The following is a 26326-nucleotide window of genomic DNA, read 5'->3' on the forward strand; positions in this document are numbered from 1 at the left end:
GCAACCAATCAGCATCTCAGCCAATCTTAAAAGAAACCTTAGAGCGAAGGACTTCGTCGCCAGCAGCGCCGCCGCCCTCGTCAGTGATCGGGCTTATAGACCCTGCCCCTTTTCTAAGTCAACACCGCCAAACAAAGTTTTTTGACATTTTTGTAACAGATTGAAATGAAAGAGGGATTTTCAAGAGTGGGTGCTTTGGCCGCGGAACCGCGCCCAGGCAGCCCTCGAGATTCCTTTATCAAACGGTCAAAATTCGGTGTTCCCGCCGTTTTTAGTCCGACCCAGACTGCGCAAAAGCGGTGTTTGAGGGTTGAAACCCGGCGAAAGAGGATCATTTGCCCCCTACGGCATCAAATCGCCCGGAACCTAACGCAGCTCTCTCGTGTTCTCGTTCGTGTAAAAGAAAGGAGAAAGGACATGGCTGCCAATACCGACGACATCAGAGCGTCCGTCAGCAAGGACATCGCTTCCCTCCAGCAGGAGGTGTCGCGCCTGCAGAAAATGATCTCGGCGCAGGGTGCTGAAGCCTACTATGAAGTGCGCGACCGTGCCGGCAAGGCATATGAAGATGCCCTCCCCCGCGCGAAGGGCGCCGTCGCCCATATCCGGGCAGAGGGCATGGCCGCGGCAGGTGCCGCCCGCGAGCACGCGGCTGCGACGACGACCGCGCTGGCGCTCGCCGGTGCGATCGGTTTTCTAGCCGGCTATCTCTTGAGCGGCAGCCAGCAGCCGCCACACCACTGGTGGCGCTGATACAGCTCCGGCGGAAACCCTCCGCTTTTATCGCGAGCCGCCTGATCCGAACGTCAATGCGGCTCGTAATACTTTGGTCTTAGAAAAACCAAGTTTAGTCGTTATGGCTGCGGCCAAAATGGGCGGGAGTACTATTCATGGAGAACCAGAAAGCGCATTTTATAGTCGAAGTCAGTGTTGATGGGGTCAACGGCCGCAAGGCAGTCGGTATCATGAACATGCGCCAAGCCCTTGAATTGCCTGAATTGCCTTGCCTGGCCTATACCCATCCGGACCCCGCCAAAGCAGCCGCGGGTGTCGTTATCAGCCGGCAGGAACTCGCCGGCTTCATGGCTTGCCACTAGGGCTTGCCGATCTCTCCCCGAATATGTGACGGCGCACAAAGCGCCGTCTGGCTTCTTGAGCTTCTTTGCTCTCCCCACCTTGAGCGTCTCATTTTTCCCCGCGTTTTGTCCGCGACTTGCTGGCATCGGGAAAGTGTTCGTGTCAGAACCTGCTCAACGGAACTGACGGGATGGAACAGAGTGAGGCAACGGCGCTCACCTCAGAGATCGCGCGAGCGCGCGAGACCGAACGGCGAAACGCCCAGCAAGCGGGTAACCCTGCCGCGTGCGCTGTCAAAGCTCGGCCATTGCTCGCGGACGCAGGCTGAACGGCTGATCCTGGAAGGTCGCGTCTCGGTCGATGGCCGCAAAGTCACCGACATCTCCGCATGGATAGACCTGGCATCGGCCAAGATCCGCGTCGACGGCACGGATGTGATCGCCGAGGCGAAGATCTACCTGATGCTGAACAAGCCGCGAGGGCTGGTAACGACGCGTGATGATCCGGAAGGCCGGCCAACCGTCTACGACTGTCTCAACGACTTTCAAGCGCCACATCTCTCGCCGGTCGGGCGATTGGACAAGGCGAGCGAGGGCTTGCTGCTCTTTACCAACGATACCCTCTTCGCCCAAGCACTGCTTGATCCCCTCACCCATGTCACCAAGACCTACCATGTCCAGGTCAACCGGATCATGGACAGCGAGATGCTGGCTGCGATGACTTATGGCGTCCGCCACGATGGCGAAGTCCTGAAGGCAACATCCGCGACGCTATTGAGGAGCGGCGACAAGAACGCCTGGATCGAGGTCGAACTCGATGAAGGCCGCAATCGCCAGATCCGCCGCATGCTGGAAGCGCTTGGTGTCGAATGCCTTCGCCTCGTGCGGGTTGCGATCGGTGGCCTGGCGCTCGGTGAGCTGCCGAAGGGCGCAGTGCGCGCGTTGACGGATGCGGAATTGAAGGAACTGCGCCGGAGCGCAGGTGTGGAAACGGCAAGACGGAATTGAGTGCATGACGGAACTGGCTGCGCACGAGTTTTGGCAGGAGATCCACACCGCGGGCACCTTTGAGCGCGATGGCGATTTCTCGACATCCTATGTCGCCGAGCTGGACGACGGGCGGCAGCTTCGCCTGCCCGTACGCATACTGGCAGACGGACAAGACGCACTGGCCTCTCTGATCATCAATCAGGCAAGCTTCGAGGTTCTCGATGTACTGGCTCGATCTCTGGCCGAGAGGCTCAAGCTTTTCCAGGTTGAGGTTGTCGCCGGTCTGCCGACACTTGGGCTGACGCTTGCCGCTGCAGTAGCGCAGAAACTGGGGCACACACGATATGTGCCGCTCGGGACGTCCCGAAAATTCTGGTACCGCGACGACCTGTCCGTGGCGCTCTCGTCGATTACCACCCCCACCAAGCAGAAGCGTCTCTATATAGATCCCCGCATGCTGCCGCTCCTGGAGGGGCGACGCGTGGCCCTGATTGACGATGTCATTTCCAGCGGTACCTCGATCGTTTCCGGGCTGCGGCTTCTTGCCGGCTGCGGCATCGAGCCTGTTGCGATCGGTGCCGCGATGCTGCAGTCACGCCGCTGGTGCGAGACCCTTGATGCTGCCGGATTGCAATGGCGGGAAAGAACAGTGGGCGTGTTTTCCACCCCGATGCTGGAGATGACCGAGACCGGCACCTGGCGCCGGTCTGCGGTCTGAGCGCAAGGTCGGCATGGAGCGCGGATTGCGACATTTCGCTCTATACAGCGCGAGCCGAACCGCTACAGTCTCGCGATGGACTGAGGTTTGGGGCAAACCATGACGTTCGAGCAAGCATCCTTGCTGATCCTCCTGCTCGCGATGCTGATCCTGTTTTCATTGGAGCGCTTCCGTATCGAGGTGGTTGCAATCGCTGGACTGCTCGCCGGCTATGCCCTTCACCTTTATTCCGCCGAACAGGTCTTCTCCGGCTTTGCCAGTCCTGTCGTTGTCACCGTCGTCGAGATTCTGCTCATCGTTCAAGTCCTTGCACGGGCGCAACTTTTCGATCAGCTCGCAGACTTTTTTGTACGGGCCAGGTTTTCCGATATCGCGGTCATCGCCACATTGTCGGGCGCGACCGGCTTTATCTCAATATTCATGAACGACATCGGCGCGTTTTCAATCGCCTTGCCGGCAACGCTGCGCGTGAGTGACGCGCTCGCGATCCCCAAACGACAGTTGATTATGCCAATCTCCTTTGCTGCGCTCTTGGGCGGGATCGTATCGCTGATCGGCACGCCAGCGAACATGCTCGTCAGCAACGCCTGGGCAGAGGCAAACGGCACCGGCTTTCGACTTTTCGACTTTGCCTATGTCGGTCTGCCGGTCGCCATCGTCGGCATCGTCATGACCGCATGGCTCGCGCCGTGGCTATTTCCGAAGACAGACGGAGAGGCGCTTTCCGCCGCACCTGTCTCCCCACCGAGACGACGGATCACGGAACGACATATCCCTGCGGGCTCCTTGCTAATCGGTGCCCGGCTCTCAGACTTGCCGGGCCGATTCTCGCTGCAGCCGCACACGCTCGTTCGCGACGACAAATTCATCTTTGGCACGCCCGACAAACTGGTTGTCGAGGCGGGTGACCTGCTGTTGGTCGAGGCGGACGAGACCGTATTTGACGGGCTTCAAGCATCCGGAACTTTGCTTCCGCAGCGAGATCCGAGCGCAGCCACTGCCGGCCCGGATTATGTCGAGGCCGTCGTCATGCCGGAAAGCACGTTGGTCGGCTCGCGACTGCGTTCGCTTGAGGTGTTCAGCAGCCGTGATGTCACGATCTCAGCCCTCTCCATGCGCTCACCGCGGATAGAAGGGCGCTTTGGCGATTTGCAGCTGTCGATTGGTGACATTCTGGTGTTGGAAGGCGAACAACGGGCGATCGCTGAAGCGCTTGAGGAGTGCGAGTGTCTGCCGCTGGCGTCGCAGCCGCCATCCCGAATGTCGGCATCATCTTGGCAGCCCTTTGCCATTTTCGCTGCAGGCGTCGCCACGACGGCCTTCGACCTCGTCACGCCTGACATTGCGTTTGCGGGCGTCGTGCTTGTCCTGGCACTCCTTGGTTACCTGAACATCCGCCAGGCAATGGCCGACCTCAACTGGCCAATTATTATCATGCTTAGCGCGATGATCCCGATCGGTTCCGCAGTCGCGACAACAGGCACCGCCCAGGTCATCGCGGCAGCGCTCGGTTCCATGGTGTCGTTGACCGAACCGACCGTGGGGGTCGCGCTTGTTCTATTTCTGTCGATGCTACTGACGCCTTTTGTCAACAACGCGACAGTCGCGATCGTGATGAGCCCCATCGCCGTCGCCTTCGCAGCAACCGGGCATCACTCTCCATCTACCTATCTGATCGCCGTCGCAGCAGGCGCCTCGCTGGATTTTCTGACACCCTTCGGCCACCACAACAATACTTTGGCCATGGGGATCGGAAGCTACCGCTTCAGTGACTTTCTGAAAGCCGGCGCACCGCTGACAGTGTTGAGCTATGGCCTTACCCTGATTCTTGTCTATCTCTTCTGGCTTTAGGAGCGGGTTTGCTTGACATCCCCGATGATGGAACTAGAGCAGGGGAAACTTCACGATCAATGCAGAAGGATGGTCGAGCCCGTGCGAATCCTCTCCGAAGCCCATTTCCCAGAGCTCCCAAATTATTACCGTGGCAAGGTTCGCGAGAACTATGACCTGCCGGACGGCCGCCGCATCATCATCAGCACAGACAGACTGAGCGCCTTCGACCGGATCCTCACCTGCATTCCCTACAAGGGCCAGGTCCTCACGCAGACGGCACGCTATTGGTTCGAGGCGACCAAGGACATCTGCCCCAATCACGTTCTCGACTATCCCGATCCGAACGTTGTCATCGGCAAGCGTCTCGATATCCTGCCCGTCGAGATCGTCGTTCGCGGTTACCTCGCCGGCACGACGGGAACCTCGATCCTCACTCTTTATAAGAAGGGTGAGCGCGAGATGTACGGCATGCAACTGCCGGACGGGATGCGCGACAACCAGAAACTTCCAACGGCGGTCATTACGCCCACCAGCAAGGAATTCGACGGCGGCCACGATGAGCCGCTGACGCCTGCCGAAATCATCGAACGCGGACTCTTGACCAAGGCGCAATGGGATACGCTTTCGCGTTACGCGCTGGCACTTTTCGCGCGCGGCCAGGAACTCGCGGCCCAGCGGGGGCTCATCCTCGTGGACACCAAATACGAGTTTGGCACGGACGAGAATGGCAACATCATTCTCGCGGACGAAATTCACACACCTGACAGCAGCCGCTACTGGCTCGCCGACAGCTACCAGCCAAGTTTCGAGGCAGGAACGCGCCCGACAAGCTTCGATAAGGACTTTGTTCGCGCTTGGGTCGCGGAGCGCTGCGATCCTTATAAGGACGAAATCCCAGAAATTCCCGTCGAGTTGATCCAACAGACCTCTGAGGTCTACATCAAGGCCTACGAGAGCATCACGGCGAAAAAGTTCGTTCCGGATGACAGCGGAGCAACGCCGGTCGAGCGCATCCGCAAAAATCTCTCCGCCTACTTCACTTAAGGTCGCCGGACAGGAAGCCTGCAACATTGGCTTGCAGGCTTTCAGTCGTTGGCGCTAGCATTCGCAAAACTAGGTGCCGGCCTCGGGCCGGCGGGGGAATGGATGGCACGTAGGCCAAGACGCAAGGCCGAAGAGACTCGCGAAGACATTCTGTCCATGGCAGAATTGTTGTTCCGCCAACGCGGTTTCGTCGCCGTTTCGATTGCCGACATTGCCGCCTCGCTCGGCATGTCGCCTGCCAACGTCTTCAAACATTTCCGTTCGAAAACCGCCCTCGTCGATGCGATCGCGGAACGCCATCTGGGTGACGTAGCAGATCGCTTCGCCGCCTTTGACGATGAGTTGCCGCCAAACGAGCAGCTGCTGCGCTTCGTGTTGCGCCTGCTCGACAGCCACCTGCAGGACATCCAGCAGAACCCCTACATCTTTGAAATGGTCCTGATGACGGTGCAGGCCAAGTTTGAGGCCGGCAATCGATACAGGGAGCGCATCATTCGGAAGCTGGACGAGATCATACGGGTGGGCATTGCCGAGGGGCGCTACCACTGCAGCAGCCCCGAAGATGCCGCCGGTACCGTTGCCGATGTCCTGGCGAGCGTCCTACATCCGGTTCTGATCGCCCGTGATGACAAGGACACACTTGTCCACCGCGCACAGCAGATCGTCATTTTCGTCGATGCCGCACTGCAAAATAGCGCTTGCTAAGTGACGATTCATAACTTACGTCACTTCGTGAAGTCTTTCTTAAATTCGGATCAGTGGCATTTGATTCTGGATCGATGAACGGCCTCGTTGTTGATGAAGGTCATCGGTTCGGACGCCACCGCACAAGGAATTCCATAATGATACGGCGCATCTTCCTCGTTTCTACCGCTCTTGCCATCGGCGGCGTGCTTGCCGCGTGCAGCGACAGCGGTAACAAGCAGGGCGCGGCCGGTGCAACAGGTGCAGCCGCTCAGCAGGCCGCCCCGGTTGGCGTCATATCGCTGGCAAAGGCGAGCTTCCCCGTCACCACGATCCTGCCGGGCCGCGCCGAAGCTTCGCAGATTGCCGACATTCGCCCGCAGGTGAGCGGCATCATCGAGGAGATCCCCTTCAAGGAAGGTGGCGAAGTCAAGAAGGGTGACGTTCTTTATCAGATCGAAGATGCCCCCTATCTGGCAACCGCTGCGCAGGCGCGCGCCGCCATCGCCAAGGCAGAAGCCAGCGTTCCGAGCGCGCAGAGCAATTTCGATCGCTATCAGCGCCTTGTCGGCTCAGGCGCGACGCAGATCGAGCTTGAGACGGCGCGCACCAACCTTCTGCAAGCGCAGGCCGAGGTCGAATCCGCAAAGGCGGCCCTGACCGCCGCCGAAATCGATGTCGACCACACGAAGATCATTGCACCATTCGATGGCGTAATCGACCAGACGGCATATAACGTTGGCAACGTCGTCGCGGCCAACCAGACGACGGCGCTCACGACCGTACGTCAGCTCGATCCCGTCTATATCCTGCTGACGGAGTCGAGTACCAACCTGCTACGGCTTCGCGACGCGATCAGAAGCGGAGAAGTCAAGGGCAATGCCGGCAACGCCGCCTTCCGTCTGATCCTGGAGAACGGCAAGGAATATGACCAGAAGGGCACGCTCGACATGTCGAAGTCCGTGGTCAGCGAGACGACCGGCACCTTTATTATCCGCGTGCGTTTCCCAAATCCCGACCATGTTATCCTGCCCGGCATGTACGTGCGCGCGACGCTCGAGCTCGGCGCAGAGGTCGGCTACGCGCTGCCGCAGCTTGCCACCAGCCGAAATGCAAATGGCGAGCTGACCGCGCAGTTCGTCTCCGCCGATGGCAAGGTCGAAACCCGCATCTTCGAAAATGCATCGCCTTCCAACAACGCATGGCTCGTGACCGACGGCATCAACGACGGCGACCAGCTGATCGTCAGCGGCCTGCAGTCGATTACGGCAGGCATGCCCGTTAAGCCAATGCCTATGAAAATCAATGATAAGGGCATCGTTGTGCCTGCTGATCAGGCCGCATCCGGTGAAGCACAGAAGCCCGCCGCGAAGTAATCGCGACGAACCGTGATCAGAGCCGCACAGGAACAGTAAGCCAATGGCCAAGTTTTTCATCCGACGCCCGATCTTTGCTTGGGTCATCGCGATCACGATCATGCTCGCGGGCTTGCTCGCAATCTTCACGCTGTCGATTTCGCAATACCCTGATATCGCGCCGACCACCGTGCGCATCAACGCGACCTATCGCGGGGCGAGCGCCGAAACCGTCGAAAAATCGGTGACGACCATCATCGAAGACGGCATGACCGGCCTCGACGACCTGACCTATATGACGTCGACCTCGTCGACCGGGTCTGCCAGCATCTCTCTGACGTTCGGCACCAGCGCCGACCCCGACATCGCGCAGGTTCAGGTCCAGAACAAGCTCCAGCTAGTCCAGTCCCAGCTGCCGAGCGACGTCATTGATGCCGGTATCAGCGTCACCCGCTCGACCTCGAGCATCCTGCTCGTCGGCTCACTCGTTTCGACAGACGGCAAGCGCAATTCCGTGGACCTCGGCAACATAATGTCGACGTCCATCGAAGATCAGATCCAGCGGCTGGAAGGCGTTGGCAGCATCAACATCTTCGGCTCCGGTTACGCCATGCGCGTCTGGCTCGATCCGTACAAGCTGCTCAAATACCAGCTTACAACCGGCGACGTTACCTCCGCAATCGAAGCGCAGAACACCCAGGTTTCAGTCGGATCGCTCGGGGCGCAGCCGTCAGTCGACGGTCAGCAGCTCAACGTGACCATCACCGCACAGAGCCAGCTCACCACCGTTTCCGACTTCGAGCACATCATTCTAAAGGTTGAAAAGGACGGTTCCACCGTCCGCCTCAGCGACGTAGCTCGCATCGAGATTGGCCAGGAAAGTTACGGCGGCTCCTCCCGCTACAACGGCCAGCCGTCGAGCGGCTTTGCCGTCAACCTCGCCATCGGCGCCAACGCCATCGATACGGCCGCCCGTGTGCGTTCAGCCCTCGACACGATCGGTCGCGGCCTGCCGGAAGGCGTGGAAATCACCTATCCGTACGACACGACACCGTTCGTCGAACTGTCGATCGAGAAGGTCGTTCACACGCTGATCGAAGCCATCGTTCTCGTCTTCATCGTATTGCTGGTCTTTCTGCAGAACCTTCGGGCGACGCTTATTCCAACAATCGCCGTGCCGGTGGTACTGCTGGGGACGTTCGGCATTCTCGCCATGGCTGGTTATTCGATCAACACGCTGACGATGTTCGCCATGGTCCTCGCGATCGGCCTTCTCGTCGACGACGCGATCGTCGTCGTCGAAAATGTCGAGCGCATCATGACGGAAGAGAAGCTGTCACCGCTGGAGGCGACAGAGAAGTCGATGGGCGAAATTACCGGCGCTATCGTTGGTATCGCGCTCGTCCTTACCGCCGTGTTCATCCCGATGGCGTTCTTTGGCGGTTCGACCGGCATTATCTATCGCCAGTTCTCCGTAACGATCGTCTCCGCGATGCTGCTTTCGGCCCTGGTCGCGATCGTCCTGACGCCGGCACTTTGCGCGACCATGCTGAAGCCGGTGACCGAACACAAGAAGCACCGGATCGGTGACTGGTTCAACCGTAACTTCACGCGCTCTACCAACGGCTATGTCCGGAGCATCGGCTATCTGCTGAAGCGGCCGATCCGTGTCATGCTGGTCTTCCTCCTGATCGGCGTCGGCTGCGCCTACTTGTTCAATCGCCTGCCAAGCTCCTTCCTTCCGCAGGAAGACCAGGGTGTGTTGCTGACGATCGTCACAACGCCTCCCGGCTCGACGACGCAGCAGACCCAGGCCGTCGTCGAAAAGGTCGAGAACTACTACCGCGAGAACGAGAAGGACGCCGTGCAGTCCGTCTTTGGCGCCCTTGGCTTTGGCTTCAACGGTTCTGGCCAGAACAGCGCCATCGTTTTCACGAAGCTCAAGGATTTCTCTGAGCGTACGGATCCGAACCTGCATGCGCAGGCTGTCGTGACGCGGGCGCTGAAGACCTTCTTCACCTTCCGTGAAGCCCAGGTCTTCGCGCTGCTGCCGCCCGCGATCCAGGGTCTCGGCGTCTCGAGCGGCTTTTCCATGTATCTCGTCGACACCGGCGGTCATGGCACCGACGCTCTGGACGCTGCTTCGAAGCGCTTGATCCAGGCCGCAAACTCCAGCGGCAAGGTCGTTGCACTGCGCAGCAACAACAAGGAAGTCGAGCCGCAGATGAAGATCGTCATCGACCAGGAGAAGATCGGCGCGATGGGCGTCGATATCTCCGCGGTCAACTCGATGCTTTCGGTCATCTTTACCGGCCGCGACGTCAATGACTTCACGCTGAATGGCGAGATCAAACCGGTCTACGTACAAGGTGACGCGCCGTTCCGCATGCAGCCGGATGATCTCGATCACTGGTATGCCCGTAACTCGAGCGGCGAAATGGTCCCCTTCTCTGCTTTCACCCGCACCGAATGGGTCAAGGGCGCCCCGACGCTGGCCCGCTTCAACGCAGTGAGCGCCATCCCGCTCGACGGCGCATCGGCGCCGGGCGTGAGTTCGGGTGACGCCATGAACGAAATGGAAGCTTTGACGGAACAGCTGGGCGGCGGCTATACCGTCGCCTGGCAGGGTATCTCCTACCAGGAGCGCCTGTCGGGTTCGCAGGCACCGATGCTTTATGCGATCTCCGTCCTCGTCGTCTTCCTTTGCCTTGCGGCGCTTTACGAGAGCTGGTCGATCCCGTTCTCGGTCATCATGGCCGTGCCGGTCGGTGTTCTCGGCGCCCTTGCCGCTGCAACGCTCTTCGGCCAGGCGAATGACGTCTACTTCAAGGTCGGCCTGCTCACAACCATAGGTCTCGCGGCGAAAAACGCGATCCTGATCGTGGAATTTGCGAAGGACCGAATGGAAACAGGCATGGGACTATTCGAGGCGACTCTTGAGGCGGCGCGCCTGCGTCTGCGCCCGATTATCATGACATCGCTTGCCTTCATTCTGGGTGTCGTGCCGCTGGCAATCGCAACCGGAGCAGGTTCTGCGGCGCAGAACGCAATCGGTATTGGTGTGCTCGGCGGCATGCTTGCAGCGACCGCTCTCGGCATTTTCTTCGTGCCCTCGTTCTTCGTTGTGATCCGCCGCGTCTTCTCGCGGGCCCAAAAATGAAGCGTGAGTGTTGTATAAATGCACTGTGAGAAAATGAGACTCGTTGTTACATTGCCGCCAACTGCTTCGGGATGGTGTTTCTCGTACGAGCGAAGCGCGGCCGATAGCGAAGCCATGAAGGCTTCTGACAAGAATAGATTTGGTCGAGTTACAGGAAGATTTTAATGGCATCTTTTCGCTTTGCCTCTCCGGCGCTTCTGCTTTTGCTCGCGGGCTGTGTCAGCGGCCCGGATCATGTACCTCCGGAGATGCCGCTTCCGGCGAAGTTCAGCGAGGGCGGCGCCAAGGACATTGGCGACGTGTCGACGGCGGCCTGGTGGACGGCTTATCGTGATACCAAACTGAACGGTCTGGTGGGCCAGGGGCTGAACGAGAACCTCTCGGTGCTGCAAGCGCTGGAACGCATCAATGCGGCCGCTGGCGACGTCACCGTAGCCGGCGCCGGTTCGCTGCCGAGCCTGCTGGTCGGCGCCAGCCAGACCACGAGCGGCAAGATGGGCGAGCTAAGCGCCTCTGGCGGCGCCACTAACGTCAGTGCCGGCGAAGCCAACGTCTCCTGGCTGCTCGATCTGTTCGGCCAGTACCGCCGCGCCAAGGAAAGCGCCCAGGCAAGCCTCGATGCCGCCTATTCCAGCGCCGACGTCGCCAAGCTCACCTATCTGCAGGATCTGGTGAACTCCTACATCGACCTGCGCTTCTACCAGGAGCGTCTGGCACTGTCGCGCGCCAACCTGAAGTCGCGCCAGGAAACCTACGAGCTGACCAAGTTCCAGCTCGAGGCCGGTGCTGCCTCACGCCTCGACGTCGTCCAGGCCGAAGGTCTGGTACAGTCGACGCAGGCTGAAATCCCCGGCCTGGAAACCAATATCCGCGTTGCCGCGCACCACATCGCCACGCTGCTTGGCCAGCCAGCCGGATCGCTGCTCGGCGAACTCTTGAAGGGTGCGCCGCAGCCGATCTTCCGCGGTGGCATCGCCTCGGGCGTCCCGGCTGACCTGATCCGCAACCGGCCCGACATTCGCGTCGCCGAGCGCAATCTCGCCGCCGCCACCGCTAACATCGGCGTTGCGATTTCGCAGCTTTACCCGACGATCACCCTGTCGGGTTCGATCTCGCCGACCTACACCAAGGTGGCCGGCGTCTCCGGCGGCAGCCTGACCAGTTGGTCCTTCGGCCCGACGCTGACGCTGCCGATTTTCGATGGCGGCCGCCTGCGCGCCAATGTCGATATCGCCAAGTCGGATGCCAAGACGCAGTATCTCGCCTGGAAGTCAACGGTGCTGGACGCCGTCGAAGAGGTCGAGAACGCGCTCACTGCGGTGCGCCGCGATGCCCAGACTGTGGAAGCGCTGCGCGCCCAGGTGAAGACGACGCAGGAAACCTTGGAGCTGTCGACCGCCAGCTACAAGGACGGCGCCTCTTCGCTCCTCGACGTGCTTGACGCGCAGCGCCAAGTGTCGCTCGCTCAGGCAAGTCTCGCCGCCTCCATCCAGCAGATGGCCAAGGACTACGTCTCGCTCAACGTCGCCATCGGCGGCGGCTACAATCCGGGCGCTCCCAAGACCACCGCGCCCCCCAAGGCAAGCTGAGCGACATGAGACAAGAAGCCCCGCTTTTGCGGGGCTTTTTTATTACTGTCACCGCTTCAATGCGGATAAGTGACCACGGTGGCAACTTTGGATTCGACAAGGTCAATGGCCTGATATACGCAATGATTAAACGATTAATCTACGCACGTCGGAAACCATGCCTCCAGCACGACCTGGACCGAATCTGAGCAGGATTGCAACGTCGCTTGGCGTCTCCGTCGCGACGGTGTCCAATGCGCTGTCAGGCAAGGGCCGTGTTTCCGAGCAGCTGGCGGAGAGGATCAAGGAACATGCGGCCGAACTCGGCTATGTTCCAAGCCAAGCCGGTCGCGCGCTGCGGACTGGTCGCAGCGGCGTCCTTGGGCTTGTTCTGCCAGATATCGCCAACCCGCTCTTCCCCAAGCTCGCGCAGGCCATCGAATTCGCCGCAAGCGCTGCCGGCTATGGCGTCCTGATCGCCGACTCCCGAGGCGACGTTACCACCCAGACCGAGGCGATCAATCGGCTGATCGAGCGCGGCGTCGAAGGCATGGTGATCGTACCGCGCCGCGCGACTCGAATTTCCGCCGCCGCCTGTCCGGTTGCTGTCATCGATACGGCCTCCACACCAGGCAACACGGTTGCTGCCGATCACATGCAAGGCGGCTGGGTGATCGCCAAACATTTGGCCGAGCTTGGACACCGACGTATCCTCATCATCGGCAATAATCCCGGTTCGAACGTGCAGAATGACCGAGCAAGCGGAATCCGTTCGGGTCTCCGTGCCGGGATGAGTTCTGCAACCCTCTGGATCGAGACGTTAGAGCGACAAAACGGCAGCGGATGCAGCCTCGGCCTCGCTGAGAAGGTGCGTGAGGGCTTTACGGCGTTTGCGGCGCTCTCCGACCTGCAAGCGCTGCGAGCCCTCACCGAATTGCAGCGAGACGGCATCGACGTGCCCGACATGGCAAGCGTTACCGGCTTCGATGACCTCATCTGGTCACCGGTCATCACCCCGCCATTGACCACGGTGGCGATGGACATGCACACGATCGCGGAAATTGCCATCTCGTCATTGCTGCGGACCATACAGACGCGCGGTAGCCGCGAGGGCGTGCTTGTTGCATCCGAGACCGACCGCGTTCCGATGCAATTGATCGTTCGCCAGTCCTCCGGACCGGCGGACCCGACAAGAATATCCTGACAGACGGAGAACAGCTGACATGAAGAATGCCCTTATCGCTGCGGCCGCGCTATTGGTGCTGTCGCCCCTCGCCGCAAAGGCAGAGGAGAAGACGCTGACGATTTCCGTCTATGCCTTCGCTCAGGATGACTTCAAGACCATCGTCTACGCCCCCTTCGAGGCGAAGTGCGGCTGCAAGCTGGTCGTCGAGACCGGCAACAGCGTCGAGCGTCTTGCCAAGATGGAGGCCAACAGGGCGAACCCCGTCATCGACATGGCAGTTGTCTCCATGGCCGATGCCCTGGCGGCCACCCGCAAGGATCTGATCGATAAGGTCGACACCTCGAAGCTCTCCAACTTCGGCAAGCTTTACGACCTCGCCAAGGACCCGAACGGCGACGGCATGAGCGTCGGCTACACCTTCTACGCCACCTCGATCGCCTATCGCTCCGACAAGATGAAGATCGAGTCCTGGGCCGACCTGTTGAAGCCGGAATATGTCGGCCACGTCGCCTTCCCGAACGTCACCACCAACCAGGGTCCGCCAGCGCTCTACATGCTCGGCCAGGCACTCGGCAACGACAGCCCGGATCTGAAGGCGCCGATCGAGGCGCTGGGCGAGAAGAAGGACGAGGTTGTCACCTTCTACGAGAAGTCCTCGCAGCTCGTGCAGCTGATGCAGCAGGAGGAAATCTGGGCGGCTCCGATCGGTCGCTTCTCCTGGGCGGGCTTCACCAAGCTCGACGTTCCCGTCGCATGGGCAACGCCCAAGGAAGGCCAGACCGGCGGCATGAACGTCATGGTCGTGACCAAGGGCTCGAAGAACCGCGATCTAGCCCTGCAGTTCATGGATTTCTGGCTCTCCACTGAAATCCAGACGAAGCTTGCTGAAAAGCTGGTCGACAGCCCGGCAAATAAAGAGGTCAAGCTCTCCGAGGAAGCCGCCAACAACCTGACCTATGGCGAAGAAACCGCCAAGAGCTTGAAGCTCATCCCCTCCGCAGCCGCGCTCGACAACCGCGCCGCCTGGCTGAAGGAATGGAACGAGAAGGTCGGCCAGTAATCTCCAGGCCGGCTCGGCAATTTGTCGGAGCCAGCCCTTCCATCCGTCGAAAGTCGCTTCATGTTTCAGAACCGCGCAGAAGCCCTGGCGCTTGCCCTGCCTGCAGCAGTTTTTGCCGTGCTGGTCTTCCTGCTGCCCGTCGTCATCCTTCTCTCCGAAGGATTCCACATCGATGGCAGCTGGACGCTTGGTGCCTACACCGGCTTCTTTTCCGAGTCGCTGAACCGCACCGTCTTTTTGCGGACCTTCCGCCTGGGGCTTGAGGTGACGGCGGTTTCGGCTGTCATCGGCTATGCCGCAGCCTTCGCAATCGTCAACCTGCCGCCGAAGGGCAAGGGCAGGATGATCGGCCTCATCACTCTGCCACTGATGATCTCGCCGGTCGCCCGCACCTATGCATGGATCGTCATCCTCGGCCGCACCGGCATCGTCAACCAGGCCATCACAGGCCTTGGCCTGAGCGATACACCGCTGCGCCTGCTGTTTACAGAAACCGCAATCTTCATCGGCCTGCTGCAACTTTTCCTGCCTCTGATGATCCTGTCGCTGATCAGCGCCCTCGAAAACATGCCGAAGGATGCCATTCCCGCCGCCCGCGTGCTCGGCGCCAACTGGCTCCAGGTGTTCTGGAAGGTGATTCTGCCACTCACCCGTGAGGGCCTCGTCGTCGGCGGCACGCTCGTCTTCACCGGATCACTGACAGCCTACATCACGCCTGCCGTGCTTGGTGGCTCGAAGGTGCTGATGCTGGAAACGCTGCTCTATCAGCAGGTATCTGTCGCCAACAATTTCGTCTCGGCAAGCGTCATCGCCTTCATTCTGATCGTCATGAGCTTTGCCGCCAATATCCTGCTCAAGCGCGTTGCCACCGCGAGGAACAAGAGATGACCGCGCGTATTCTATCTCCGCTTGTTCTTGCCCTGCTGCTGATCTTCTTGATCGGCCCGTTCCTGATCATCATCGCCGCATCGCTCTCGGCAGGCGACACGCTCGCCTTCCCGCCGCAGGGTCTTTCCCTGACATGGGTCGCCAAGGTCTTCACCATCGACAGCTTCCGCGAGAGCTTCGCCATGTCGATGTTCCTCGCCGTCGTCGGTACGCTGACGGCGCTCTTCCTCGGCATTCCCGCCGCCTATGCGCTGTCGCGCTACAAGCTGCCCTTAGGCGAAACCGTCCGCACCATCGTATCCCTGCCGATCATCGTGCCCGGCATCATCGTCGGTCTGGCGCTGCTGCGCTATCTCGTCGTGCCCTTCGGCTTCAACATCACGCTGGCCCTGTTCATGGCGCACACGGCGCTTGTGCTCCCCTACGCCGTGCGCGTGGTATCCGCCAGCCTCAACAACCTGCGCTCGGATATGGAGGAAGCAGCCGTCCTGCTCGGCTCGTCGCGAACAGGCGCCTTCTTCCGCGTCGTCATGCCGAATATTCGCGGCGGCATCCTGGCGGCCTTCATCCTCGGCTTCGTGACGAGCTTCAATCAGGTGCCGGTCTCGCTCTTCCTCTCCGGTCCCGGCGTGCGCACGCTGCCGATCGACATGCTGGGCTACATGGAGACCACCTACGATCCGTCGATCGCGGCACTCTCCTCGCTGCTCGCCTTCCTTTCCATCGGCATCGTCTTCCTTGCCGAACGCTTCCTGGGATTCTCTCGCTATGTCTGACGCCTATCTCAAACTCGACAAGCTGACGCTTGCCTACGGCGATACGGTCGCGGTGAAGGATCTCGACCTGTCGATCGCCAAGGGCGAGCTCGTCGCTTTGCTCGGCCCCTCCGGATGCGGCAAGACGACGACGATGCGCTCAGTCGCCGGCCTGCTTGCCCCCGCATCCGGCCGCATCACGCTCGATGGAGACGAGATCACCCGCGTTTCTCCCAACAAGCGCAATGTCGGCCTAGTCTTCCAGTCCTACGCCCTCTTCCCGCATCTGACGGTCTATGAAAACGTCGCCTTCGGCCTGCGCCTGAAGGGTATCGGCGGCAAGGATCTCGATGCAAAGGTCAGCGCCGGCATCAAATCCGTCGGCCTTGCCAAGTTTACTGATCGTAAGCCCGCCGAACTCTCTGGCGGCCAGCAGCAGCGTGTGGCCCTTGCCCGCTCCATGGTCATGGAGCCGAAGGTTCTCCTGCTGGATGAACCACTCTCCAACCTCGACGCCCGCCTGCGCCTCGAAATGCGTGCCGAGCTGCAGCGTGTCCAGAAGGAAACCGGCGTCACGATGATCTTCGTGACACACGATCAGATCGAAGCGCTCGCACTCGCCGACCGGATCGTCGTGATGCTGAACGGCGGCATCGAGCAGATCGGCACGCCGGAGGAAATCTATAACAAGCCCGTCTCGGCCTTCGTCGCCGATTTCGTCGGCTTTGAAAACGTCTTTGCGCTGGAGAACGGGAAGCTCGCGACATCCAACAATCTCGTCGAGCTTGCCGGTCCAGCGCCGCAGGCCGCAAAGGGCCTGGCCTGGCGTCCGCGCATGGTGAGCCTTGGTTCAGGTCCTTACCAAGGCACCGTGCGCGGCACCTCGTTTGCCGGGAACACCCGCGAATATCTGCTCGACACGCCGCTTGGCCCCATCAAGGCAGAGGTCGATGCCGAGCTGCCGACACATGCGATCGGCACGGCGCTTCCCTTCGACCTGCCGCTTGCCGCTGCAGCGCCCCTCTCACGTTACAGGTAACATCATGGGCGTCTGGATCGACACCGACATGGGCTTTGACGATATCGCCGCGATCCTCGTGGTGACCCACGCAAAGCTCGACATATCAGGCGTCTCGCTCGTCTTCGGCAATACGCCGTTGCCGCAGGTGCGCGTCAACGCAGCAGGCGCCGCCAAGGCCTTCGGCTGGACCTTCCCGATCCACAGCGGCCGCGCCATGCCCGTCCTCGGCTCGCTCGAGACCGCGCAGGCGATCCTCGGCGAAACAGGCATTCCGACCGCAGGCCAGGGTCTGCCCATCGCGCCTGCCTTGCCGGAGAGCGACGCGTTCACCGCGCTCTGCCGCTGGCTGGAAACCGAAGGTCCGCACCGGATCCTGGCGCTTGGCCCGTTGACAAACCTCGCCGCTCTCGCCCTGGCACGCCCGGACCTCGCAGCCCGCATTACAGAACTGACTTGGATGGGTGGCGGCGTCACTGCAGGCAATCACACGGCATCCGCCGAGTTCAACGCGCTGGCCGACCCGGAAGCGCTCGCCATCGTTCTCGCCCATAATCTGCCGCTGCGCATGGTCGACCTCGATCTCTGCCGCAAGGTCATCACAACGCCTGACGACGTTTGCCCGGTGCGAAACGCCGGTGGTGCCAATGCGACGCTGCTCGCCGATGTGCTCGACGGCTACATCGGCATCGGCACGAGCCGCGGCAGGCCCGGAATGGCGATCTACGACCCTTCCGCCGCCGTCGCCTTCGTCGCACCCGAGATCGTTAGCTTTCGACCTGCACGGATCGACGCGGAACTGCAGGGGCAGCACACCCGCGGTCGCACCGTTGTAGAGACGCGGGCCACGCATGCCGCATTCAATGCGGAATGCGCGGTCGACATCGACGTCGAGAAGGCTCACGCCATCATCTTCGACGCACTGATCAAGGAAGCCAGCCGATGAGCGCACTGGAGCCGATGGACCTCAACGACCCAGCGCTTCGCACCCGCGCCGTTGCCGCCGCGCGCGGTGATGCGCCTTTCGACCTGCTGATCTCGGGCGGCCGCCTGCTAGATGTCGTCACCGGACTGATCCGCGAGGCCGACATCGGCATCGTCGGAGCGCTGATTGCAAGCGTCCACGCGCCGGGTAGCCGCACCGACGCAGCCAAGATCGTCGATGCAGCAGGCAGCATCATTTCACCCGGCCTCATCGATACGCACATGCACATCGAAAGCTCGATGGTGACGCCCGCCGCCTATGCGGCAGCCGTCGTTCCACGCGGCGTCACGACTGTTGTCTGGGATCCGCACGAGTTCGGCAACGTGCATGGTCTCGACGGCGTGCGCTGGGCGATCGAAGCGTCTCGCTGCCTGCCGCTCCGCACGATCGTGCTTGCGCCTTCCTGCGTTCCTTCCGCTCCGGGGCTTGAAGTCGCCGGCGCCGATTTCGACGCATCGGTCATCGCCGAAATGCTGCTGTGGCGGGGCATTGGGGGCGTTGCGGAAGTGATGAACATGCGCGGCGTCATCGACGGCGATCCACGCATGACCGACATTGTGAATGCCGGCCTCGCTTCAGGAAAGCTGGTCTGCGGCCACGCGCGCGGACTCGAAGGCGCTGACCTGAACGCCTTCATGACGGCCGGTGTCAGCTCCGATCACGAACTGACCTCCAGCGCAGATCTGTTGCAAAAGCTGGCCGCCGGGCTGACGATTGAGCTGCGCGGCTCGCATGACCATTTGCTGCAGGAATTCGTAACCGCTCTCAGCGGCATCGGCCATCTGCCATCGACGGTCACACTCTGCACCGACGACGTCTTCCCGGATGAACTGAAGGACGGCGGTGGTCTCGACGACGTCATCCGCCGGCTCGTCCGCTATGGAATGAAGCCGGAATGGGCGTTGAGAGCCGCCACCTTCAATGCAGCGCAGCGATTGAAGCGCTCGGATCTTGGCTTGATTGCCGCCGGCCGACGCGCCGATATCGTGCTTTTCGAAGATCTCGTTGGCTTCGCCACGAAGGCCGTCATCGCCAACGGCGTGATCGTCTCGACATCAGGCGAAATGAACGCCCAGTTGCCCTCGTTCGAGACTGTGGCGCTGCAGAATTCGGTCAAGCTGACGGCCCTGACGGAAGATGACTTCAGGGTTCCCACCACCGGCAGGCGCGTTCGCGTCGCCACGATTGACTGTCCCCGTTTCACGCAATGGGGCGAGGCGGAGACCGACGTCAAAGACGGTTTCGTCGTACCTCCGGCCGAAAGCACCATGATCGCGGTCGCGCATCGGCACGGAAAGGCCGACTGCCGGCCGCGTGTCGGCTTCCTCACAGGTTGGGGAACATGGCGGGGGGCCTTCTGTACGACAGTATCCCACGACAGCCACAACCTCACCGTTTTCGGCGGCAACGCGGGCGACATGGCAGTCGCTGCCAATGCGGTGATCGCCGCGGGCGGCGGCATGGCCGTGGTGAGAAGCGGCCAGGTTGAAGCGCATCTGCCGCTGCCGGTATCCGGCCTCATCACCGAGGCCTCCTTGGAAGAAACAGCCGCCTCCTTCAAGGCGATCCGAAAGGCAATGGAGATGATCGTCGATTGGAAGCCGCCCTACCTCGTTTTCAAGGCCTGCTTTGGCGCAACGCTTGCCTGCAATGTCGGCCCGCATCAGACGGATCGCGGTATTGCGGACGTGACGACCGGAAAGGTGCTGGAAAACCCGGTGATCGAGATCCTCGAGCGCGAATAGTGGCCGCCGCCGCCGGGCGCCCTCGCCGCGGCTACGCTCGACTACACCGATAGATTATCAGGCCAGAAAGCCAGTGATTTACGGCGCAGCCTTCAGCTCGCGCTCGACCAGCGTTGTCCAAAAGGCCGCTCCGTAGCCGATCGCATTGTCGTTGAAATCATACGCGGTGTTGTGATGCAGGGCGCCATCGACAGCTGGCCCGTTCCCGAGCCAGACATAACAGCCAGGCGCATTTTGGCCGAAGAAGGCGAAATCATCGCCTGCCGTCGAGGGCGGGAAATTCGTGCGCACCTTCTTCCCGAAGACAGCACTCGCCGCCCCGAGCGCACGCGCGGTCGCGTCGCTACTGTTGACGACGGGCGGGATGCGCCGTTCGAACTGGTAGTCGACCGCAATGCCGAACATCGCCGCTGTGCCCTTCGCAAGCCGGCCGATTTCTTCCTCGAGCTGGTCGCGGACCTCAGGCGAATAGGCCCGGGCGGTCCCCCCGATTTCGACGATATCGGGTATGACGTTCAGCGCCTTGGGGTCACCGGCCTGCAGCGAACAGGCGCTGACGACCGCCGGCTGCAGAGGATCGACGACACGCCCGACGATCGTCTGCAACGACGCCAGGAACGTGCCGGCAGCCGTAATCGGATCCTTGCCGAGATGCGGCTTGGCGCCATGCGTTCCGACACCGCGAAAGGTCACGCGCCAACTGTCCGAGGATGCCAATTGGGGACCCTCGACGACGGCGATCTCATCGACGGCTAGGCCCGGCATGTTGTGAAGGCCGTAGACGGCATCGCACGCGAACAACTCGAACAGCCCCTCCTCGACCATCTTCCGCGCGCCGCCCCTGCCCTCTTCGGCTGGCTGGAAGATGAAATGCACGGTTCCGGAGAAGTCGCGTGTTGCCGCGAGATGCCGTGCTGCGCCAAGCAGCATCGTTGTATGCCCGTCATGTCCGCAGGCATGCATCTTGCCGGCAAATTTGGACTTATACGGACGATCCGGTGTCTCCGGCATCGCAAGCGCATCCATATCCGCCCGCAATCCGATCGTCCGTGTCCCGTTGCCGACCTGCAGCGTACCGACAACGCCGGTGCCACCGAGGCCGCGATGCACCTTGATACCTGCCTCTTCCAATAGCTGCGCGACGATGCCACTCGTACGCTCCTCCTCAAAGCCAAGCTCGGGATGGGCGTGCAGATCGCGACGCAGCTCGGTCAGGAAGCGTAGATCGTGCTCGATCCGGGCGGGAATGGGCATGAGCCAGGATGTCCTGTAAATGCAAGCGGGCGCCAGAACGGCGCCCGTCATAGTCCATCTGTTATTTAACAGTTGGCCCAAGAATTCAACCTTCTCAACCGGGTTAGACCACAGTCTCGCCGCCGTCGACGACCAGGATCTGACCCGTCATATAAGAGGAGCGGTCCGATACGAGGAAGAGGATCGGCTCGGCGATTTCCGACACGTCTGCCCAGCGCCCAAGCGGAACCTTCTCGGCAATATAGGTCTCGATCGCGTCACGCCCGCCCATCTGGGCAATAAAGGGTTCGTTGAAAGGCGTGTCCACCCAGCCGGGGCAAAGCGCATTCACACGGATGCCGAATTTGGCGTAATCGCCGGCTATCTGCCGTGTCATGGCGATAACGGCATGCTTTGTTGTCGTATAGGCGATCATCTCGCGATCGTAGAGAACGCCTGACGAGGATGAGGTGTTGAGGATGACCCCTTTGCCTGCCTTCCTCATGACGGGCATGACGAAGCGCGCCGCCATGAAGTGTGCACGGACATTCAGGCTCCAGGACTTGTCGAAACCGTCGATCGCCACTTGCTCCAGATCGCCGGCGACCTGCGCACCGGCATGGTTGTGCAGGATGTCGATGCGACCGTGACGCTCGACCACCCCGGCAATACCTGCCTCGAGGGCATTATCGTCGGTCACATCAAGCACAATGCCCTCAGCGCTGCCGCCAAGCCCACGTATCCGGCTGACGGTCTCCTCGGCATTCATGAAGTCGATGTCAGCGACGATGACATGGGCGCCCTCTTTCGCCATCACGAGCGCGCCGGCCTGACCGATGCCGGACCCTGCGCCGGTGACGATTGCAACACGGTTCTTGAGGATCATGGTATTTCCCACTTAGGCTGTTGTCCTTTCGCGCATCAGGAAACGCGCGATGAGAATGAGGGCAAGCGATGCGATGAGCACCATGGTGGCAATCGCGTTGATCTCCGGCGTCACGCCGCGGCGGATCGAGGCAAAGACGTAGATCGGCAGCGTCGTATTCGATCCGGCGACGAAGAACGCGATGATGAAGTCATCGAAGGAGAAGGTGAAAGCGAGCAGGAAACCCGCCAGGATCGACGGCAGGATCTGCGGCAGCACGATCTGGCGGAAGGTCGTCAGCGGCGTCGCGTAGAGATCGCTCGACGCTTCGACGATGTCGCGCCCGAGGCTGGCGATGCGCGCCTTTACGATCATTGTCACCAAAGCCATGGTGAAAAGCCCGTGTGCGGCGATGATCGAACCGTAGCCGAGCGTCAGCTTCGGCGGTTGGTCGCCGGGCCAGATCGCCGCCAGGGCCGGGTTGATGAAACCGAAGACTTCAACGAGGGCGACCAGCGTCGCGATGCCTATCACGACGCCCGGAACGACGATTGCAGTGGCAAACAGGCCATCGAATACGGCTCGCGTCCGGGCTCCAAGCCGCTCCATGCCGAGCGCGGCCATGGTGCCGAAGAGCGCCGCGAGCGCCGCGCTGGTGAGCGCGATGATAAGGCTGTTTTGCAGAGCCTCCATGAGGAAGGTGTTGGAGAGCGCCTTACCGTACCATTGCGTGGAAAAGCCCGTGAAATCCGACGCGTTGCGGCCAGCATTGAACGAGAACAAGACCACCAGCGCGATCGGGGTATAGAGAAACAGATAGACTGCCGTAACAAGCCCACGCATCAGACAAGATCCACCTGGCGGGTGCCCGCAACGCGCCAGGCAATGCGCATGGCGACGAGAAGCACGATGACGACGACGACAACGAGGGTGACGGCGATCGCGGAGCCGAACGGCCAGTTGCGCGATTGCAGGAAGAGGTCGACCAGTGCGTTGCCGATGAAGAACACCTTGCCGCCGCCCAGCAGCTGCGGGATCAAGTACTCGCCGAGCAACAGGATGGTGACCAGCGCCACGCCGGTCATCACGCCCGGCAACGACAGCGGCAGCGTTATGCCGAAGAAAGTCGATAGCGGTCTTGCTCCAAGGTCCGCAGAAGCTTCCAGCAACCGGCGATCCAGCTTTTCCAGGCTGACATAGATCGGCATGATCATCAGCGGCAGGTAGCCATAGACGATGCCGAGAAGGACAGCGCCCGGCGTGTTCAGAAGCCGCACATTCTCAATGCCGACAAATTCCAGCAGATGCGGGATGCCGCGCGCGCCGAGGATATACATCCACGCATAGGTGCGAACGAGAAGACTGGTCCAGAAAGGCACCACGACGAGTGACACCAGTAACAGTCGATGCTGCGGGCTTGCCTTCACCGCCAGGTAATAGGCGACCGGATACGCGACCAACAGGCAGACGAAAGATCCAATCGGCGCAAGCACCAGCGTATTCTTGAAGGCGGCCGCACGGGATCCGAGATTGGCAAACTGGGCCAAGGTAAATGCCGCCTGGTAACCACCCTCCGGCGCCCGCTCGCCGAAGGAAAAGACAACGATTGCAATGAACGGCAAGACCAGGAACACGAACAGCCATGCGCTTGCCGGCGCGACGAGCGCTGTGGTGATCAGGCGTCTTCTGGTGTCCGGGGACAGAGCCATTCTGGAGGTTCGCTGGTTGGTGGCCACGAGGAGGCTTGCCTCCTCCCGGAACCGGGAAGAGGCATTGCATGACGACAGGCTGGTCACGCCGACTTGAACCGCGCCATCAGCTCGGCACGACCCGGATCGGTCAGGGTTACAGCGGCGCCGAACTCCAGCGGCGTCAACGATGCTTCATCCGGATAGACGATCTTGTTCGAGGTGATCTCCTTCGGCAGCAACGAAATGACGCGGCTGTCGGTGGTCGGCGCGCCGTTGGCGATATGCTCCTTCACCGCGTTCGCGGGATCCATCAGGTAGTTAAGAAGAGCATAGCCGGCCGCCTTGTTCGGAGCGTCCTTCGGGATCGCATAGTAGTCGGTCCAGATTTCGCCGCCGTCCGTCCCGAGGATGTAGGCAAGCTCCGGCATATCGCGGTTAAGCTGCGCACCGTCGTTCGTCCAGCACATCGTCATCCAGGCATCCGTCGCACGCATGGCCGGCTGATAGTCGGAATTGATGGCGAAGAGATGCGGCTTCACCTTGATCAGCAGTTCCTCGGCCTTCGCCAGTTCCTCCGGCTTGATCGAGTTGAAGCCGTAGCCCAGCGACACCAGCGCGCTGCCGATCGTCGTCAGCTGGTAGTCGTGCACCATCGCCCGACCATCGGCCTCCGTCTGAGCGATCTCGAAGAAATCCTTCCAGGTCGTAGGCTTCGACTTGATCTTGGAGGTGTTGACCGAGAATCCGGTCGTGCCCCAGTTCTTCGGCAAGGCGTAGGTCTTGCCGTCGATCTGGCCTTCCTTGGTAAAACGTGGGCTCTCCGTCGACTGGCTGAAATTGGCAATCTTCGAAAGGTCCAGTTCGTCAATCAGACCGAGCTTGTGGTAGGTCGAGATCGTGTAGTTGGTCGGCACGAAGAGCGACCAGCCGGAAGCGCCGGCCTGCAGCTTCGCTAGCATTTCCTCGTTCGAACCGAACACATTGACTTCGACGGCAACGCCAGTTGCCGCCTTGAAGTTCTCGAATGTCGCCGGATCATGGTAGTTCGGCCAGGTCGCGATCGACATCTGCGTGCCGAGGTCTTCGCCGGCATAGGCGGGTGTCGACAAGGCACCCGGGAAGCGTGACATCACGGCGGTCGCAAGACCGAGGCCGGTGATGCCGAGGAAGTGGCGGCGGCTGACAGAGCCACGCTTGAGCCGCATGAACTCGTCCATGAAGCCTTCGGCAGAAATGGGAAGATTATCCTTATAGTCTTTGCTCACGATGCTGTTCCCTTGTTTTGATTTTAGGCTGCACTTGATGCTGAGAAGACATGGGCCGCACTGGGATCAAAGCCGAGGTAGACGGCCTCGCCGGGCTCGACCAGATCGCTTTCATTCATGTTGCGGCGGTCGGCGGTCACCAGAAAGTCGCCGAGCCCAGGTACCGTGACGGCATATTCCGCCGACGAGCCTAGGAAGATACGGTGGGTTACCGTGCCCTTGAAGTTCGCCACATCAGGCGCCTGGGTGCGTGTCAGGCGGATCGATTCCGGGCGGATCGCGACGATTGCCTCACCGGTCGAAATACGCGTCCGGCCCCCCGCGGCGATTGCGGAACCGTCCGCAAGGCGCAGCGTCGCGCCGTCCGCTTCCATTGTCGCCTTCACCCGGTTGGTCTTGCCGACGAAATCTGCAACGAACAGATCGGCGGGGCGGTCATAGACCTCCTGCGGCGAGCCCAGCTGCCGAATCCGCCCTGCGCTCATCACGCAGACAATATCCGCCATCGAGAGCGCTTCTTCCTGATCATGGGTGACCAGAACAAAGGTGATGCCGAGTTCACGTTGTAATGTCTGCAATTCGATCTGCATGGCCGAGCGCAGCTTCTTGTCGAGGGCAGCCAACGGCTCGTCCAGGAGCAGCACCGACGGGCGGTTGACGATTGCGCGCGCCAACGCCACGCGCTGCTGCTGCCCACCGGACATTTCATGGATGCGGCGCTTGGCGAAGCCGCCGAGCCGCACCATTTCCAGCGCCTCTGCTACCCGCCGATCGATTTCGGCTGCCGCAAGCTTGGGCCGCATTTGCTTCAGACCATAGGCAACGTTCTGCCGGACATCGAAATGCGGAAACAAAGCATAATGCTGGAAGACCATGTTCACCGGACGCCGATAGGCCGGTACACCGTTCATCTCGCGCCCGTCGATCAGCACCGTGCCTTCGCTTGGCTGCTCGAAACCGCCGATCATGCGCAGGCAAGTGGTCTTGCCGCAGCCCGAGGGGCCAAGCAACGCGAGGAATGCGCCCTTCGGCACATTGAGGTTGATGTCCGTTACGGCGATCACCGGGCCATAATTCTTGGTGACCGAACGGAATTCGATATCGTTCGTCGAAGCGGATGCCACGTCTGTTCCCTGCGGTTGGTTTGGATTGGGCAGTCTAGCGCTGCCTTTTGCCACCGTCGTTACGGAAAGACTAAGCGCGCCCT

At 60.9% G+C, this 26326-nt stretch carries 23 protein-coding genes; 17 read left to right on the forward strand and 6 right to left on the reverse strand.

What is annotated here, in order from left to right; genetic code table 11:
• The first annotated feature begins 417 nt into the window (after positions 1-417).
• From ATY79_RS17220 to ATY79_RS17300, 17 genes are all read left to right on the forward strand, one after another.
• Positions 418-753, forward strand: coding sequence for a hypothetical protein (locus ATY79_RS17220; RefSeq protein WP_088692827.1), 336 nt, complete (start codon positions 418-420; stop codon positions 751-753).
• A 137-nt stretch (positions 754-890) separates the two neighbouring features.
• Positions 891-1097 (forward strand): hypothetical protein, encoded by a 207-nt coding sequence (locus tag ATY79_RS17225; RefSeq protein WP_007787687.1) that lies wholly within the window; start codon positions 891-893, stop codon positions 1095-1097.
• Positions 1098-1277: 180 nt separating this feature from the next.
• The gene (locus tag ATY79_RS17230; RefSeq protein ID WP_088692828.1) at positions 1278-2084 is read left to right on the forward strand and encodes a pseudouridine synthase; all 807 of its coding nucleotides are present in this window, start codon (positions 1278-1280) and stop codon (positions 2082-2084) included.
• Between the two features lie 4 nt (positions 2085-2088).
• Entirely contained in the window at positions 2089-2784 is a 696-nt protein-coding gene (locus ATY79_RS17235; RefSeq protein ID WP_088692829.1) for a phosphoribosyltransferase, read from the forward strand.
• A gap of 99 nt (positions 2785-2883) precedes the next feature.
• Positions 2884-4635 carry an SLC13 family permease gene (locus tag ATY79_RS17240; protein WP_088692830.1) on the forward strand — a complete coding sequence of 584 codons (1752 nt, stop codon included), beginning with the start codon at positions 2884-2886 and terminating at the stop codon, positions 4633-4635.
• An 81-nt stretch (positions 4636-4716) separates the two neighbouring features.
• Positions 4717-5661 (forward strand): phosphoribosylaminoimidazolesuccinocarboxamide synthase, encoded by a 945-nt coding sequence (locus ATY79_RS17245; RefSeq protein ID WP_088692900.1) that lies wholly within the window; start codon positions 4717-4719, stop codon positions 5659-5661.
• Positions 5662-5763: 102 nt separating this feature from the next.
• The gene (locus tag ATY79_RS17250; RefSeq protein ID WP_088692831.1) at positions 5764-6366 is read left to right on the forward strand and encodes a TetR family transcriptional regulator; all 603 of its coding nucleotides are present in this window, start codon (positions 5764-5766) and stop codon (positions 6364-6366) included.
• A gap of 137 nt (positions 6367-6503) precedes the next feature.
• Positions 6504-7721 (forward strand): efflux RND transporter periplasmic adaptor subunit, encoded by a 1218-nt coding sequence (locus ATY79_RS17255; protein WP_088692832.1) that lies wholly within the window; start codon positions 6504-6506, stop codon positions 7719-7721.
• A gap of 43 nt (positions 7722-7764) precedes the next feature.
• Complete coding sequence (locus ATY79_RS17260) at positions 7765-10860, forward strand: efflux RND transporter permease subunit (RefSeq protein WP_088692833.1); 3096 nt, start codon at positions 7765-7767, stop codon at positions 10858-10860.
• Between the two features lie 164 nt (positions 10861-11024).
• The gene (locus tag ATY79_RS17265; protein WP_088692834.1) at positions 11025-12449 is read left to right on the forward strand and encodes an efflux transporter outer membrane subunit; all 1425 of its coding nucleotides are present in this window, start codon (positions 11025-11027) and stop codon (positions 12447-12449) included.
• 157 nt (positions 12450-12606) lie between these two features.
• Positions 12607-13632 (forward strand): LacI family DNA-binding transcriptional regulator, encoded by a 1026-nt coding sequence (locus ATY79_RS17270; protein WP_088692835.1) that lies wholly within the window; start codon positions 12607-12609, stop codon positions 13630-13632.
• Positions 13633-13651: 19 nt separating this feature from the next.
• On the forward strand, positions 13652-14674 hold the full coding sequence (locus ATY79_RS17275) for an ABC transporter substrate-binding protein (protein ID WP_088692836.1): 1023 nt from the start codon (positions 13652-13654) through the stop codon (positions 14672-14674).
• A gap of 60 nt (positions 14675-14734) precedes the next feature.
• Positions 14735-15562 (forward strand): ABC transporter permease, encoded by an 828-nt coding sequence (locus ATY79_RS17280; protein WP_088692837.1) that lies wholly within the window; start codon positions 14735-14737, stop codon positions 15560-15562.
• Positions 15559-16338 (forward strand): ABC transporter permease, encoded by a 780-nt coding sequence (locus ATY79_RS17285; RefSeq protein WP_088692838.1) that lies wholly within the window; start codon positions 15559-15561, stop codon positions 16336-16338. Before ATY79_RS17280 ends, ATY79_RS17285 begins: the two co-directional genes overlap by 4 nt.
• Entirely contained in the window at positions 16331-17356 is a 1026-nt protein-coding gene (locus ATY79_RS17290) for an ABC transporter ATP-binding protein (protein ID WP_088692839.1), read from the forward strand. The genes ATY79_RS17285 and ATY79_RS17290 overlap by 8 nt, the downstream gene beginning before the upstream one ends.
• A gap of 4 nt (positions 17357-17360) precedes the next feature.
• Entirely contained in the window at positions 17361-18281 is a 921-nt protein-coding gene (locus ATY79_RS17295) for a nucleoside hydrolase (RefSeq protein ID WP_088692840.1), read from the forward strand.
• On the forward strand, positions 18278-20065 hold the full coding sequence (locus ATY79_RS17300; protein WP_088692841.1) for an adenine deaminase C-terminal domain-containing protein: 1788 nt from the start codon (positions 18278-18280) through the stop codon (positions 20063-20065). The genes ATY79_RS17295 and ATY79_RS17300 overlap by 4 nt, the downstream gene beginning before the upstream one ends.
• A gap of 78 nt (positions 20066-20143) precedes the next feature.
• Here the strand turns inward: ATY79_RS17300 and ATY79_RS17305 are convergent, their stop codons facing one another.
• The 6 genes from ATY79_RS17305 to ATY79_RS17330 all read right to left on the reverse strand — a co-directional run bounded on the left by ATY79_RS17305 (position 20144) and on the right by ATY79_RS17330 (position 26243).
• Positions 20144-21319 (reverse strand): M20 aminoacylase family protein, encoded by a 1176-nt coding sequence (locus tag ATY79_RS17305; RefSeq protein ID WP_088692901.1) that lies wholly within the window; start codon positions 21317-21319, stop codon positions 20144-20146.
• A gap of 103 nt (positions 21320-21422) precedes the next feature.
• The gene (locus ATY79_RS17310; RefSeq protein WP_088704507.1) at positions 21423-22184 is read right to left on the reverse strand and encodes an SDR family oxidoreductase; all 762 of its coding nucleotides are present in this window, start codon (positions 22182-22184) and stop codon (positions 21423-21425) included.
• 12 nt (positions 22185-22196) lie between these two features.
• Positions 22197-23006 carry an ABC transporter permease gene (locus ATY79_RS17315; RefSeq protein ID WP_088692843.1) on the reverse strand — a complete coding sequence of 270 codons (810 nt, stop codon included), beginning with the start codon at positions 23004-23006 and terminating at the stop codon, positions 22197-22199.
• Positions 23006-23872 (reverse strand): ABC transporter permease, encoded by an 867-nt coding sequence (locus ATY79_RS17320; RefSeq protein ID WP_088692844.1) that lies wholly within the window; start codon positions 23870-23872, stop codon positions 23006-23008. The genes ATY79_RS17315 and ATY79_RS17320 overlap by 1 nt, the downstream gene beginning before the upstream one ends.
• Before the next feature lie 83 nt (positions 23873-23955).
• Positions 23956-25119, reverse strand: coding sequence for a spermidine/putrescine ABC transporter substrate-binding protein (locus ATY79_RS17325; RefSeq protein ID WP_088692845.1), 1164 nt, complete (start codon positions 25117-25119; stop codon positions 23956-23958).
• 23 nt (positions 25120-25142) lie between these two features.
• Positions 25143-26243 carry an ABC transporter ATP-binding protein gene (locus ATY79_RS17330; RefSeq protein WP_088692846.1) on the reverse strand — a complete coding sequence of 367 codons (1101 nt, stop codon included), beginning with the start codon at positions 26241-26243 and terminating at the stop codon, positions 25143-25145.
• Between the last annotated feature and the right edge of the window lie 83 nt (positions 26244-26326).

The sequence above is a fragment of the Rhizobium sp. R693 genome (assembly GCF_002211315.1).
Taxonomy (GTDB): domain Bacteria; phylum Pseudomonadota; class Alphaproteobacteria; order Rhizobiales; family Rhizobiaceae; genus Rhizobium.